This window comes from Buttiauxella brennerae ATCC 51605 (assembly GCF_001654925.1).
Lineage (GTDB): Bacteria > Pseudomonadota > Gammaproteobacteria > Enterobacterales > Enterobacteriaceae > Buttiauxella > Buttiauxella brennerae.
The window spans coordinates 19,361-34,292 of sequence record NZ_LXER01000015.1 but is presented as its reverse complement, the minus strand read 5'-3'; the positions used below and the strand labels follow the sequence as shown (position 1 = coordinate 34,292).

Here is a 14,932-nt window from a genome sequence, read left to right as displayed (position 1 = left end):
TACGAACGGCCTTTTTTGAGGGTTTGTAGGGTGGATTAGCGCAAGCGACATCCACCGATTCACATCATCTAAAATGTTGCCCAGTTATCGTCTTCGTCTATAACAGTTTTAGCAGCCTTAGCGGTAGATTTTGGCTTTTCAGGCTGAGTTTTTACAACGTTGGGCTGATGGCTTAAACGAAATATTCCTACAGCGGTAGTCAGGCGTGCCGCCTGCTCTTCCAGCGACACCGCCGCCGCAGAGGCTTCCTCTACCAGTGCAGCGTTCTGCTGCGTCACGTTATCCATCTCGTTTATCGCAATACCGACCTGCTGAATGCCACGGCTCTGCTCGTCAGAAGCCGCCGCAATCTCCTGCATAATATCGGTGACGCGCCGCACTGCGCCGACAATCCCCGTCATCGTTTCACCCGCATGTGCGACCTGGCTCGAACCATTATTAATCAGCGATACCGACTCATTGATAAGGCCTTCAATCTCTTTAGCGGCCTGCGCACTGCGCTGGGCCAGAGTGCGAACCTCGGTTGCGACAACCGCAAACCCGCGCCCCTGCTCGCCAGCACGCGCCGCTTCTACAGCCGCATTCAACGCCAGAATATTGGTCTGGAAAGCAATGCTGTTAATCACAGCGGTTATTTCAGAGATTTTCTTCGAGCTGCTGGAAATATTATTCATGGTGCTGACGACACCAGAAACGATACGCCCGCCGTCGCTGGCTTTATGCGAGGCTTCTTCGGCAAGTTTTGTCGCGTGATGTGCGTTATCGGAGTTCTGTTTCACGGTAGCCGTTAACTGCTCCATGCTGGCGGCCGTTTCTTCGAGTGCTGCGACCTGTTGCTCGGTGCGTGCAGACAAATCCGTGTTCCCGGCAGAAATTTCGCTGGTGCCCTGATAAATGGCTTCGGCCCCCATGCGAACTTCACTGACAGTACTGACCAGCGCGGTCTGCATTTCCTGCAAGCTGTGGTTAAGTTTGCCAATTTCGCTGCTGCCGAACGCCTGCGGTGCAAAGGTTAAATCCCCTTTTGCGATATGATCAATGCGTGTTGCCGCCTGTTGCAAGGGTTGAATCACCACCCGCCGTAACACCACAAACGTGAAGATCGTCAGCAATAACGCCGCCGCAAATGCCCCTGCCATCACCATCACACTGAGATGTGAACGACTCTGCGCCTGCTCATGCAGTGCCTGTGCGCGTTCAGTGCGGATCTGCGCGGCCTGCACCAGCAGTTTGTCGTAATCGGCATCCAGCTTGCGTGCCTCTTCGTTTTCATGGTTGATGATGGCTTCAAACATGCCGTTTTTGGCATATTTCATCATCGGTAACATACCCTTGTTCAGGTAGTCGTCGAAACGCGCCCGCAGTTGGCTATCCAGCGCCTCACCCGCTTCTGTTTTATCCGCCCGCGTCATATATATGTCGAAACTGCTCTGCGCTTGTTTCATCAGCTTTTCGGCTTCAGCGATATTGAATTTCATATCGTCCATATCCGCCACACGCCCTGCGGCACCAGCATGAATGATATTCAGCCGTGCGCTGCGCAAATCGGTGGAGCTTTCAGAAAGCCCAATGCGCACCTGAATTTCGTTAGTGACATCTTGCAGAGCTTTGTCGCTTTGAATCAAAAAGTAGCTCGCCAGCCCCACACACAAGGCAAACAGAACTAAGATCCCAACCAGAATTGAGGTAAACAGCGGTACCAGCCGAATGTGATGCCAGAAGCGAACAACCCCTTGCGGGGCGATTTTTGTTTTAGCCATGTCCTTGGTTTCTCTTTTTGTAAAAAGGTGTTTCTGTAAAAGGGACATCGGCCCTGAGAAACCAAAGGTTGAACAAAAAGTTGGCGTTTTGTGGTGGGGTTAACAAAATATCGGCGATTAGTTATACAGATCACAGTTTAGCCATGTAATTAGTAAGGCTTACATACAGGTTAAACCGGAGTAAACTGACTGTAACAGTAAATGGCGCAACCGCATGCGGTCGCCCAAAGGACAATTATCAGGCGTTATGAAATTTAAATCAGCGATCAAACCCTATCATGCTGCAGCCGGTGGCTGGGGCTCACTTGAAGCCACCACCCGCTTTGTTATCGACAGCAAACATGCCTTAAAAAACCTGCGCAATTTGTTGCGGATGAATAAAGCCAAAGGGTTTGATTGCCCGGGTTGTGCCTGGGGTGACGATAACAAAAGCACTTTTAGCTTCTGCGAAAACGGCGCAAAAGCTGTGACATGGGAAGCGACACGTCGCTTCATCGACCACGAATTTTTTGCCCAACACAGCGTCAGTAAATTGTACCAGCAGAGTGATTATTTCCTTGAATACCAGGGGCGACTCACTGAACCGCTGCGCTACAACCCGCAGACTGACCACTACGAAGCGATTGGCTGGGACGATGCACTGGCGCTCATCGCCCGGCATATTAAAGCACTGGATAACCCGAACCAGATGGAGCTGTACACATCTGGGCGCGCCAGTAACGAAGCGTCTTATTTGTATCAGCTTTTCGGGCGCATGGTGGGCACCAACAACTTCCCTGACTGCTCGAATATGTGCCACGAAGCCAGCGGCAGCGGCCTGAAACGCAGCATTGGCGTTGGCAAAGGCACGATTCACCTGAATGATTTTGATAAAGCCAACGCGATATTCGTGTTTGGCCAAAACCCAGGCACTAACCACCCTCGCATGCTGCACAGCCTGCGCCACGCGGCAGAGAACGGGGCGCAAATTGTCACCTTTAACACATTGCGTGAACGTGGCCTTGAGCGTTTTGCCGATCCGCAAAAACCGCTGGAAGTCGTTACGCCGCTTGCGGGAAAAATCAGCACCTATTATTACCAGCCGAATCTGGGTGGTGATATGGCGGCCATTCGCGGCATGGCGAAAGCGTTGCTGGAAACGCATCGTCAGCAACTGGCGCAAGGTGGCGGGGGTATTTTTGATAAAGCCTTTATTGCTGAGCACACGCACGGCGTGGACGACTGGTTTGCTGAAATCGACAACACCACCTGGGAACACATTACCCACCAGTCGGGCTTAAGCGAACCGCAGTTGCGTGATGCGGCAAGCGTCTGGCAGCAGGCCGATCGCGTGATTTTCACCTGGGCGATGGGTATCACACAGCATAAGCATTCGCTTAATACAGTGCGTGAAATCGTTAACCTGCAACTGTTGGGCGGCCACCTTGGCAAGCCAGGTGCGGGGCTGTGCCCGGTGCGTGGCCACAGTAATGTGCAGGGCAACCGCACCATGGGGATTGATGAAAAACCATCGGCGGCGTTGCTCGATAGCCTTGCCGCGCATTTCGGTTTTGAACCGCCACGCGCTCAAGGGCACAACACCGTTGAAGCGATTGCAGCCATGCTGCGCGATGAAGTCAAAGTGTTGATAACGCTCGGTGGTAACCTGGCTGCTGCTGCGCCAGACAGCCCACGCACGGAAGAAGCCTTAACACGCTGCGGCCTGACCGTGCACATCAGCACCAAGCTGAATCGCACTCATCTGGTGCCGGGAAAAGTGGCATTAATTCTGCCAACGCTTGGGCGCACCGAAGAAGATATGCAGGCCAGCGGTCGCCAGTTCATCACGGTTGAAGACTCATTCAGCATGGTGCATGCCTCCGAAGGTATTGGCAAACCGATTGCCAGTACGCAACGTTCAGAAACCGCGATTGTCTGCGGAATGGCTAATGCGGTGCTTGGGCATGAAAAACTAGACTGGCTGCGGCTTGCCGATGATTACAACCTGATTCGTGAACACATCGCCGCCACCCTGCCCGGTTTTAAAGACTTTAACCAGCAGTGTGAAAAACCCGGCGGTTTCTACCTGGGCAATGCTGCTGCGGAGTTACGCTTTAATACGCCAACCGGCAAAGCCGAGTTTAGTGCAGCCCCCCTGCCTGAATCATTATTCGGTGAGCTTAATGCGCCGTTTACTCTGCAAACGCTGCGCTCCCATGACCAGTACAACACCACGATTTACGGCCTCGACGACCGCTACCGTGGCGTGTACGGGCAGCGTGAAGTGCTGTTTATCAACCCGGAGGATCTCGCGGCACTGGAATTGCAGGACGGCGATTTAGTGGATATCGAAACGGTCTGGAATGACGGTATTTCGCGTAAAGTCAGCGGGTTTAAAGTCGTGCCGTACAATATTCCGCGCGGCAACCTTGCAGCCTATTACCCGGAAACGAACCCATTGGTTCCCCTGAGCAGCGTCGGCGACGGCACCGGGACACCAACGTCGAAATCCGTACCGGTAAAAATTTGCCGTACTGAGATAACAGAAACGCAGCGTATCGCGTAACCCGCCGGCCGGATGGCACTGCGCCCATCCGGCCAAAACACCCTTTCCCGTTACCAGTTCGCAATAAATGCGAGATTTCTCATTAACAACTTTGCAATGTCATAGCGGGAGATTATGATAACCACCAATTAACCAATTGGTTCGTTATGGTGCTTATTACAATTGCTGATATGCACTAAAAACCAACCAATGGCTTAATCATTACACCAGGTGGTACAAATCAAACGATCTCCTGCTACTACAAGGAGTCGTTGCTGCATATGAAGCGTACGGAATACGTTTCGACAGGAGAATGTTATGGCAATTTATACTCCCCCACGCGGTCTGGCTCTCGGGCTGCTGTGGGTTCTCGGCGGGTTGATGGCACTTATCGGCCTCGCCATTAGTATCGGTGGGGCTTATTTAGTTGCACTGGGCGGGAGCTTCTACTTCTTGCTGATGGGCATGGTGATGCTCATTTCCGCCGTTCTGATTTTCAAAAAGAAAACTGCCGGGCTGGTGTTGTATGGCGCGGCATTCATCTGCTCAATATTCTGGGCGATTAGCGACGCGGGGATGGATTTCTGGCCGCTCTTCTCACGCCTGTTTACTTTTGCCGTGCTGGCATTTCTGGCTGCGATTGCCTGGCCGATTTTGCGCGCCGCCCGTAGCTCTGCCCCGGTAAAAAAAGCTCCGGCGTATAGTCTCGCCGCCCTGCTCGCCGTTTGTATGCTGGTGAGTGCAGGCTGGATGTTTGTGCCGCAGGTTCAGGTTGCCGCAAATGAAGAGGTGCCGGTAAAACCCGTCACGCCTGATGAAGTGCAAAAAGACTGGAAGCACTGGGGTAACACCACTCATGGTGACCGCTTTGCAGCACTCGACCAAATCAACAAAGGCAACGTAGCCGGGCTTGAAGTTGCGTGGACTGCACATACCGGCGATATCCCGCAAAGCAACGGCTCTGGCGCGGAAGATCAGAACACGCCATTGCAGGTTGGCGACACGCTGTTTGTCTGCACGCCTTACAGCAAGGTACTGGCGCTGGATGTGGATTCCGGTAAAGAAAAATGGCGCTTCGATAGCCACGCGACGGCACCTAACTGGCAGCGCTGCCGTGGTTTAGGCTATTTCGAAGAAACCACTCAGAAAGTCGCGGCAACACTTGCCGAACCGGCACAGCCTGCTGCTTGCCCTCGCCGCCTGTTCCTGCCAACAACCGATGCACGTTTGCTGGCAATTAATGCCGACAACGGCAAGCTGTGCGAAGACTTTGGCGATCACGGCACCGTTGACCTGAAAGCAGGCATGGGTGAAGTGAAACCGGGTTATTACCAGCAAACATCTACGCCACTGGTAGCAGGAAATGTGGTGGTGGTCGGTGGCCGCGTGGCGGATAACTTCTCCACCGGCGAGCCTCCGGGTGTGGTGCGTGCTTATGATGTTCACACCGGTAAACTGGCGTGGGCATGGGATCCGGGTAACCCGGCAATTACCGGTTTACCACCAGAAGGACAGACCTACACACGTGGCACGCCAAACGTCTGGTCAGCCATGTCTTATGACGCAAAACTGGGGCTGATTTATTTGCCAACCGGTAACGCCACGCCTGATTTCTTTGGCGGCACGCGTACTGCGCAAGACGACAAATACAGCTCATCCATCGTTGCGGTAGATGCGGCAACGGGCCAGGTGCGCTGGCATTTCCAGACCACTCACCACGATTTGTGGGACTTCGATTTACCGTCGCAACCGCTGCTTTATGATTTGCCAGATGGCAAAGGCAGCACCACGCCGGTGATTGTGCAGACCTCTAAACAGGGCATGATTTTCATGCTTAACCGCGAAACCGGTGAACCGGTTGCGAAAGTCGAAGAGCGTCCGGTTCCGCAGGGCAATATTGAAGGCGAACGCTATTCAAAAACCCAGCCGTATTCTGTCGGGATGCCAATGATTGGCAACGGAACCCTGAAAGAGTCGGACATGTGGGGTGCTACGCCAATCGACCTGCTTATCTGCCGTATTGAGTTTAAGGGAATGCGCCACGAAGGTGTTTATACACCACCGGGACTTGACCGTTCGCTGCAATACCCAGGTTCGCTCGGCGGTATGAACTGGGGCAGCGTTTCCGTTGACCCAAACAACAGCCTGATGTTCGTGAACGATATGCGTCTGGGGCTGGCGAACTATATGGTTCCACGCGCCAACGTGGCGAAAAACGCCAGCGGTATTGAGATGGGTATTGTTCCAATGGACGGCACACCGTTCGGCGCAATGCGTGAGCGTTTCCTCTCGCCGCTGGGTATTCCGTGCCAGAAGCCACCGTTTGGAACGATGTCGGCAATTGACCTGAAATCCGGAAAAGTCGTCTGGCAGGTTCCGGTGGGTACAGTGCAAGACACCGGCCCGCTCGGTATTCGTATGCATTTACCTATCCCAATCGGGATGCCGACGCTGGGTGCATCGCTTTCTACACAGTCTGGCCTGCTGTTCTTCGCGGGTACGCAAGATTTCTATCTGCGCGCGTTTGATACCGCAAACGGCAAGGAAATCTGGAAATCACGCCTGCCAGTGGGCAGTCAGTCCGGACCGATGACCTATGTGTCGCCGAAAACAGGCAAACAGTACATTGTGATTAACGCAGGCGGGGCACGTCAGTCTCCTGACCGTGGCGATTACATTATTGCGTACGCGTTACCAGACGCGAAATAAGCCAATAAAAACGGGTGCATTTGGCACCCGTTTTTACATTAGATCATTACTTTACATCCACCTGGTAGAAAATGTGTTTACCAAACGGATCAACTTCATAGCCTGTCACTTCTTTGCGCACCGGCTCGAAAATCGTCGAGTGCGCAATCATCACCGCCGGCATTTGGTCGTGCATCATCTGCTGTGCTTCTTTGTATAACGCCACGCGCTTGTCATGGTCGCTCGAAGTACGTGCATCCAGAATCAGCTTGTCGAATGGCTGGTAACACCATTTCGCGGAGTTAGAACCGCCATCCGCCGCACGGCAGGTAAACAGCGGGCCAAAGAAGTTATCCGGGTCACCGGTTGCAGTAGTCCAGCCCATTAACGCCGCCTGGTGTTCCCCACTTTTCACACGCTTTAAATATTCACCCCATTCATAGGTCACCACTTTTGCCGTGACGCCAATTTTCGCCCAATCAGCCTGAATCATTTCGGCCATACGTTTGGCGTTAGGGTTGTACGGACGCTGTACCGGCATCGCCCACAGGTCGATGGTCATACCGTTAGCAAAGCCCGCCTCTTTCAGTAACGCTTTGGCTTTTTCCGGATCATATTCGTAATCTTTAAGCGTATCGTCCGCACTCCACACGCCCGGTGGCAGTAAGTTTTTAGCCACGGTTCCGGTGCCGCGGAAAACCGCATCAATGATGGCGGGCTTGTTGATAGCCATCGCCAGTGCCTGGCGCACTTTCACGTTATCCAACGGCGCTTTTTGAGTGTTAAACGCAAGGAAACCGGTATTCAGCCCGGCTTTTTGCATCAGGTTGATATCGGCGTTTTCTTTCATGCGCGGCAAGTCTGCTGGGTTCGGGAATGGCATTACCTGGCATTCATTTTTCTCAAGTTTGGCGTAGCGCACCGAAGCATCTGGCGTAATGGAGAACACCAGCTTGTCGATTTTTGCTTTCCCCTGCCAGTATTCCGGGAAGGCGGTAAACAGGATGCGCGAATCTTTCTGATACTGCGCCAGGCGGAATGGCCCAGTGCCGATTGGGTCCATATCGACGCGTTCAGGGGTGCCCGCTTTTAGCATCGTATCGGCATATTCAGCGGAAAGAATAGAGGCGAAATACCAGCCCAGGTCAGCAATAAATGGAGCTTCCGGGTGAGTCAGGGTAAAGCGCACGGTATTATCGTCAACTTTATCGATGGCAGTTATTAATTTGCCAAATTCGAGACTTTCAAAATTGGAATAGTTTCCACTGGAAACATTATGGTATGGATGCTTTGGATCTTTCTGGCGCATAAACGAGAAAATGACATCGTCAGCGTTAAAATCACGACTCGGTTTAAAATATTTGTTGCTCTGGAATTTCACCCCTTTGCGCAGATGGAAAGTATAAACTTTGCCATCTTCACTGACATCCCAGCTTTCCGCGAGGCTTGGCTGCAACTCGGTAGTACCGACTTTAAAATCCACTAAGCGGTTATAAACCGGTACAGCGCTGGCATCAACGCTGGTCCCGGACGTATATAACTGCGGGTTAAAGTTTTCCGGTGAACCCTCGGAACAATAAACTAATGTTTTAGCTGCAACAGTAGAACTGACTGTTAACGCGGCTATTATCAATGCTAGTTTTGTGGTTGTTGTTGTGATGTTGGTTTTCATGCCTGCCCTATTATTTATAATTTTCACCCAGGATAGTGCTTGTACAAAGCGACTTAATAAATAACATTAAAAGTCGATTTCAAACAAATGAATATATTCAGTAAAGAGGAAGTCATGGCATCACAACTCTCAGAACAATTAACACAACGTTTCTTCCGCTACCTGGCGATCACCAGCCAAAGCCAGGCTGGTGCCAGCACCCTACCAAGCACTCCAGGCCAACATGAAATGGCACAATTACTGGCAAGTGAACTCCGCGAACTCGGTCTAGACGATGTGGTTATCGACGAACATGCCACTGTCACTGCGGTCAAAAAAGGCACGATTGAAGGCGCGCCACGCGTTGGGTTTATCACACACATCGACACCGTCGATGTCGGGCTGTCGCCGGATATTCACCCGCAAGTGCTGCGCTTTAACGGCGAGGATCTTTGCCTAAACCCGCAACAAGATATCTGGCTGCGCACCGCTGAACACCCGGAAATTTTGGCCTATCCAAACGAAGAGATCATTTTTAGCGATGGCACCAGTGTGCTCGGCGCAGATAATAAATCAGCCGTAACCGTGGTGATGACGCTACTGGAAAACCTGACGCCTGAGATGAAGCACGGTGATATTGTCGTCGCCTTTGTGCCTGATGAAGAAATTGGTTTATGTGGTGCTAAAGCGCTGGACCTGGCGCGTTTTGACGTTGATTTCGCCTGGACTATCGACTGCTGTGAATTAGGTGAAGTGGTGTTTGAAAACTTTAACGCCGCCCATGCTGAGATTCGTTTTACCGGTGTGACCGCCCACCCAATGTCAGCAAAAGGCGTCTTAGTGAACCCACTATTAATGGCGCATGATTTCATCAGCCATTTTGACCGCCAACAAACGCCGGAAAATACAGAAGGCCGCAAAGGGTATATTTGGTTTAACGGCATGAACACCACGCAAAATGACGCCATACTGAAAGCCAATATTCGTGATTTTGATACGCAGAATTTTGCAGCGCGTAAACAACAAATTCGTGATGTTGCGGCGAAAATTGCCGCGCAGCACCCTAGCGCGAAAGTTGAAGTGACCATCAGTGATACTTACAGCAATATCAGTAATGCCATCAAAGAGGATCGTCGGGCGATCGATTTAATTTTTGACGCCATGAAAGAGTTGAATATTGAACCTAAGATCATTCCTATGCGTGGCGGCACCGACGGCGCTGCACTTTCTGCAAAAGGGTTATTAACGCCAAACTTCTTTACGGGCGCGCATAATTTCCACTCTAAGTTTGAATTCTTACCGCTGAGAGCATTTGAAGCATCTTATAACGTGGCGCTGAAGTTGTGTTTGTTAGCGGCTAAATAAGTCCGGTCTTTGGCAAAACGGTGGATGAATCCGCATTCATCCACCTTACGAAAAGAATAATGGCTATACGCCGTTAATCGATGCCCCGCCGTCCACTAACGATGCCGTGCCCGTCACAAATGACGATTCATCAGACGCCAGCCATAATACCGCTCGTGCTATTTCTTCTGGTTTCCCTACACGTTTGAGTGCGTGCAACCCGGTAATGAATGCCTGAGATTCCGCCGTATCATTCATATCGCGATACATATCGGTATCCACCGCGCCCGGTAAAACAGAATTAACGCGAATATTTTGCGGGCCATATTCGGAAGCTAATGCCTGAGTCAGGCCAATCAGCCCGGCTTTGCTGGCAGCATATGAAGCCACTTGTGGGAATGCGAAGGAATAGCCGACGAACGTCGAAGTAAAGATGACCGAGCCGCCGCCGTGTTTGAGCATTTCGGCAATTTGATGTTTAGCTCCGAGGAAAGATCCGGTCAGATTGATGGCAACCGCATTGGCAAACCCTTCCGCTGAGACTTCAGTGCTCGGGCCATTTTCACCCAATGTGCCCGCATTGTTGAAGGCAATATCCAGCCGTCCCCAGGTTTCCACTGCTTTTGCAACCAGCGCTTTGGCATAGGCTTCTTCGCGCACATCGCCCGTTACGGCAACGGCCTCGCCCCCGGCAGCTTTAATTTCATCAACCAATTGAGCAAGTTCGGCTTCACGCCTGGCGCCCACGACCACTTTTGCGCCTTCGGCGGCGAACAGTTTGGCGGTGACATACCCGATGCCTGAACTGGCCCCGGTAACAATGGCAACTTTATCGGCTAAACGTTTCATAAGAGAACCCCGGTGGAGCGGTCAGAATTTGACCGCTCATGGAGTATGGTTCCGGAAGGGGATTATTGCATTATTGGCCATATGGCGCCCTCACCCCGGCCCTCTCCCCCAGGAGAGGGAGAACACCAGACTGCCCCTTCTCCCTCAGGACAGCGAGAACTCCAGACAGTCCCTTCTCCCTCAGGGAGAAGGTTAGGATGAGGGTTGTTTTAAACAGTAATCGCTTCCATCGCCTGCAAAATACGCTTATCAGAAATCGGATAAGGCGTACCCAATTGCTGGGCAAAGAAACTCACACGCAACTCTTCGATCATCCAGCGGATCTCCTGCACATCGTCGTCCACCCGGCGGGCTGGCGGCAGTTTATTCAGCCACTGCTGCCAGGTTTGCTGCACATGCTCCACTTTCAGCATTTGTACCCGGTCACGATGCGGATCGACCGCCATTTTTTCGAGGCGTTTCTCAATAGCATTCAGATAACGCAGCGTATCGCTTAAGCGTTTGTAGCCATTTCCGGTAACAAAACCGCGATAAACCAGCCCGCTCATCTGCGCTTTCACATCCGAAAGCCCCAGCGCCATGGTCATATCTACGCGCCCTTTCAGCCGCTTATTGATATTGAAAACAGCCGTCAGGATTTGTTCGACCTGTTTGGCAATTTCCACCACGGTTTCGTTGAGTTCTGCACGCACTTGCTCATGCAAAGCCGCAAAGCCCTCTTCGCTCCAGACCGGGCCGCCCGCTTTCGCAATCAGCTTGTCCACACCGCAAGAAATACAGTCGTCGATCAAATCCATGACTTTGCCGTACGGGTTGAAGTACAGGCCGAGTTTGGCTTTGTTCGGCAGTTTTTCATGCAGGTATTTGATCGGCGAGGGAATGTTCAGCAGCAGCAAACGGCGCAAACCACGCCACATCGCCTGCTGCTGTTCGATCGGGTTATCAAACAACTTGATTGCCACGCTCTCTTTTTCATCCACCAGCGCCGGGAATGCCTTCATGCGGTAATTGCCGCGTTTCTGCTCGTAGCTTTCCGGAAGCTTACCAAAGCTCCAGATATGCAGGCCGCTTTGTTCAATACCGTCATCGGCAACCGCCGAGAGCGTTTGCTGGACTTTATCTTTCAGGCCACCTTTCAACTCGGTGAGGTCTTTGCCCTCTTTGAGTTTCTTATTGTTTTCATCGACGATACGGAACGTCATTTTCAGGTGATCGGGCACCTGCTCCCAATGCCAGTCTTCGCGGTCAATGGTAATACCCGACATGCGGCGGAATTCACGCTCTAAACTTTCCAGCAGCGGCAATTCCAGCGGTGTGGCGCGGCCTAAAAAGGCTTCGGCGTAATTTGGCGCAGGCACAAAGTTGCGGCGCACCGGTTTTGGCAATGATTTGATCAACGCAATCACCAGTTCACGGCGCACACCTGGAATTTGCCACTCAAAACCGGCCTCTTCGACCTGGTTTAACAACGGCAGCGGGATATGCACGGTCACACCATCGGCGTCAGCACCTGGTTCAAACTGGTATGTCAGGCGTAGCTTGAGATTGCCCTGATGCCAGAAGTTTGGATAGTCGAGTTTGCTGACTTGCTCCGCACCCTCTTTGATCAACATGCTCTTTTCGAAATTGAGCAGATCCGGCGTTTCTTTGCTGGCCTGTTTCCACCAGTTATCGAAATGGCGTGCGGAAATGACGTCATGCGAAATGCGTTGATCGTAAAACTCAAACATCGTGTCGTCGTCGACCAGAATGTCGCGGCGACGGGATTTATGCTCAAGCTCTTCAATTTCATTGCGCAGCTTAAGATTGTCGCGGAAGAACGCGTGGCGCGTCTGCCAGTCGCCTTCCACCAGTGCATGGCGAATGAACAGCTCACGGCACAGTGCCGGGTCAATCTGGCTGTAATTCACGCCACGGGCGGCCACAATCGGCAAGCCGTACAGCGTGACTTTTTCGGTTGCCATCACCGCACCCTGAGATTTCTCCCAGTGCGGTTCGCTGTATGAACGTTTTAATAAGTGCTGCGCCAGCGGCTCTACCCATTCCGGGTCGATACGGGCCGCGATGCGCCCCCACAGGCGGCTGGTTTCCACCAGTTCGGCAACCATCGTCCATTTTGGCGGTTTCTTAAATAAACCGGAGCCTGGGAAGATAGAGAAACGGGCGTTGCGCGCGCCGGTGTATTCCTGTTTATCGGCATCTTTTTGGCCGATATGGGAAAGCAAACCGGTCAGCAAGGCGCAGTGAACGGAACGGAAATCCGCCGGTTCGCTGTTAATCGGCAAGCCCAGCTCTTTCACCACCTGGCGCAATTGGGTGTAAATATCCTGCCATTCACGCACACGCAGGTAGTTCAGGTAATCGAGTTTGCACTGGCGGCGGAACTGGTTCGACGACAGCTCTTTTTGCTGCTCGCCAAGATAATTCCACAGGTTCACAAAGCTAAGGAAATCAGACTCTTTGTCCTGGAAGCGGCGGTGTTTTTCATCCGACGCCTGCTGTTTGTCCATCGGCCGTTCACGCGGGTCCTGAATCGACAGGCCAGCGGTGATAATCATCACTTCACGCACGCAGCCAAATTTCTGCGCTTCCAGCACCATACGCGCAAGACGCGGGTCGACCGGCAGTTGTGCAAGCTGACGGCCAGAAGGCGTCAACTTGTAGACGCTGAGATCGGCTTCGCTGGTAATCGCGCCAAGTTCTTCAAGCAGGCGCACACCGTCCTGAATATTGCGTTTGTCCGGTGCTTCGACGAACGGGAATGCGGCAATATCGCCCAGCCCAAGCGATGTCATCTGCAAGATAACGGACGCCAGGTTAGTACGCAGAATTTCCGGGTCGGTAAATTCCGGGCGTGACAGGAAATCATCTTCCGAATAAAGACGAATACAGATCCCGTCAGAAACACGACCACAACGGCCTTTACGCTGGTTGGCCGACGCCTGCGAAACCGGTTCAATTGGCAGGCGCTGTACTTTGGTGCGGTAGCTGTAACGACTGATACGCGCGGTACCTGGGTCGATAACGTATTTAATGCCAGGCACCGTCAGCGAGGTTTCCGCAACGTTGGTCGCCAGTACAATACGCCGCCCGACGTGCGACTGGAATACGCGGTTTTGCTCGCTGTTCGACAAACGTGCATACAACGGCAGCACTTCGGTGTGCGGCAAATTCAGCTTGTTTAATGCATCAGCGGTGTCACGGATTTCGCGCTCGCCGCTCATGAAAATCAGAATATCTCCGGCACTTTCGTGGCCGAGTTCATCTACCGCATCGAAAATAGCCTGCAACTGGTCGCGATCGGTATCGTCAGCATCTTCAACTATCGGGCGATAACGCACTTCCACCGGGTAAGTACGGCCAGACACTTCGATGATCGGCGCGTTGTTGAAATGGCGCGAGAAGCGCTGCGGGTCGATGGTCGCAGACGTAATAATGATTTTCAGATCCGGGCGACGCGGCAGAAGTTCACGCAGGTAGCCCAGCAGGAAATCGATGTTCAGGCTGCGTTCGTGCGCTTCATCGATGATGATGGTGTCGTACTGCATCAGCAGGCGATCTTGCTGAATTTCAGCCAGCAGGATGCCGTCGGTCATCAGTTTGACCATGGTATTTTCACTGACGTGGTCAGTAAAACGTACCTTATAACCTACGCACCCGCCCGGTTCAGTTTGCAACTCTTCGGCAATACGGTTGGCAACGGTTCGCGCTGCAAGGCGACGAGGCTGTGTATGGCCGATCAGCCCTTTAACGCCACGCCCCAGTTCCATGCAGATTTTTGGCAGCTGCGTGGTTTTACCCGAGCCGGTTTCACCCGCCACGATAACCACCTGGTGGTCACGGATAGCATCGAAAATGTCCTGTTTCTTCTGGCTGACAGGCAGGTTTTCTGGATAGGTGATTTTCGGGCGCGAGGCTTCACGCAGCAGAACCTTACCGGCTGCTGTGTCGATTTCCTGGGCGAGTGAATCAAGCACTGCCTGCTGCGATTCAGGATTTTTCACCTTCTTCGCGCCATGTAAGCGGCGGGAGAAGCGTTGTCTGTCGCGTAGCATTAAGCCATCAAGGCGAGAGAATAATGAGGACAGTGAAGGTTTTATGTTTTCCATTATCTAA

7 protein-coding genes are annotated in these 14,932 nt (G+C 52.5%); 3 read left to right on the top strand and 4 right to left on the bottom strand.

Annotated elements, in window-relative coordinates:
• Positions 1 to 68: 68 nt before the first annotated feature.
• Positions 69 to 1,760 carry a methyl-accepting chemotaxis protein gene (locus M975_RS07330; protein WP_064558366.1) on the bottom strand — a complete coding sequence of 564 codons (1,692 nt, stop codon included), beginning with the start codon at positions 1,758 to 1,760 and terminating at the stop codon, positions 69 to 71.
• 247 nt (positions 1,761 to 2,007) lie between these two features.
• Here M975_RS07330 and M975_RS07325 point away from each other — a divergent pair, with 247 nt between their 5' ends.
• Complete coding sequence (locus tag M975_RS07325; protein ID WP_064558363.1) at positions 2,008 to 4,305, top strand: FdhF/YdeP family oxidoreductase; 2,298 nt, start codon at positions 2,008 to 2,010, stop codon at positions 4,303 to 4,305.
• 297 nt (positions 4,306 to 4,602) lie between these two features.
• Positions 4,603 to 6,993 (top strand): glucose/quinate/shikimate family membrane-bound PQQ-dependent dehydrogenase, encoded by a 2,391-nt coding sequence (locus tag M975_RS07320; protein WP_064558360.1) that lies wholly within the window; start codon positions 4,603 to 4,605, stop codon positions 6,991 to 6,993.
• Positions 6,994 to 7,039: 46 nt separating this feature from the next.
• On the opposite strand, the gene M975_RS07315 is transcribed toward M975_RS07320, so the two are convergent.
• The gene (locus tag M975_RS07315; protein ID WP_157093346.1) at positions 7,040 to 8,644 is read right to left on the bottom strand and encodes an ABC transporter substrate-binding protein; all 1,605 of its coding nucleotides are present in this window, start codon (positions 8,642 to 8,644) and stop codon (positions 7,040 to 7,042) included.
• A gap of 114 nt (positions 8,645 to 8,758) precedes the next feature.
• Between M975_RS07315 and pepT the strand changes: the two genes are divergently transcribed.
• On the top strand, positions 8,759 to 9,988 hold the full coding sequence (gene pepT / locus M975_RS07310) for a peptidase T (protein ID WP_064558357.1): 1,230 nt from the start codon (positions 8,759 to 8,761) through the stop codon (positions 9,986 to 9,988).
• Between the two features lie 63 nt (positions 9,989 to 10,051).
• On the opposite strand, the gene M975_RS07305 is transcribed toward pepT, so the two are convergent.
• Both M975_RS07305 and hrpA read right to left on the bottom strand, forming a co-directional pair.
• Positions 10,052 to 10,816: an SDR family oxidoreductase gene (locus tag M975_RS07305; RefSeq protein ID WP_064558354.1), complete on the bottom strand. Its 765-nt coding sequence runs from the start codon at positions 10,814 to 10,816 to the stop codon at positions 10,052 to 10,054.
• A gap of 209 nt (positions 10,817 to 11,025) precedes the next feature.
• Entirely contained in the window at positions 11,026 to 14,925 is a 3,900-nt protein-coding gene (hrpA, locus tag M975_RS07300; protein ID WP_064558351.1) for an ATP-dependent RNA helicase HrpA, read from the bottom strand.
• Positions 14,926 to 14,932 lie beyond the last annotated feature (7 nt).

Excerpts from the sequence above, each read along its gene's own strand:
- M975_RS07325 (WP_064558363.1), top strand. The coding sequence starts at position 2,008 with ATGAAATTTAAATCAGCGATCAAACCCTATCATGCTGCAGCCGGTGGC.
- M975_RS07320 (WP_064558360.1), top strand. The coding sequence starts at position 4,603 with ATGGCAATTTATACTCCCCCACGCGGTCTGGCTCTCGGGCTGCTGTGG.
- M975_RS07315 (WP_157093346.1), bottom strand. The coding sequence starts at position 8,644 with ATGAAAACCAACATCACAACAACAACCACAAAACTAGCATTGATAATA.
- M975_RS07305 (WP_064558354.1), bottom strand. The coding sequence starts at position 10,816 with ATGAAACGTTTAGCCGATAAAGTTGCCATTGTTACCGGGGCCAGTTCA.
- pepT (WP_064558357.1), top strand. The coding sequence starts at position 8,759 with ATGGCATCACAACTCTCAGAACAATTAACACAACGTTTCTTCCGCTAC.
- hrpA (WP_064558351.1), bottom strand. The coding sequence starts at position 14,925 with ATGGAAAACATAAAACCTTCACTGTCCTCATTATTCTCTCGCCTTGAT.
- M975_RS07330 (WP_064558366.1), bottom strand. The coding sequence starts at position 1,760 with ATGGCTAAAACAAAAATCGCCCCGCAAGGGGTTGTTCGCTTCTGGCAT.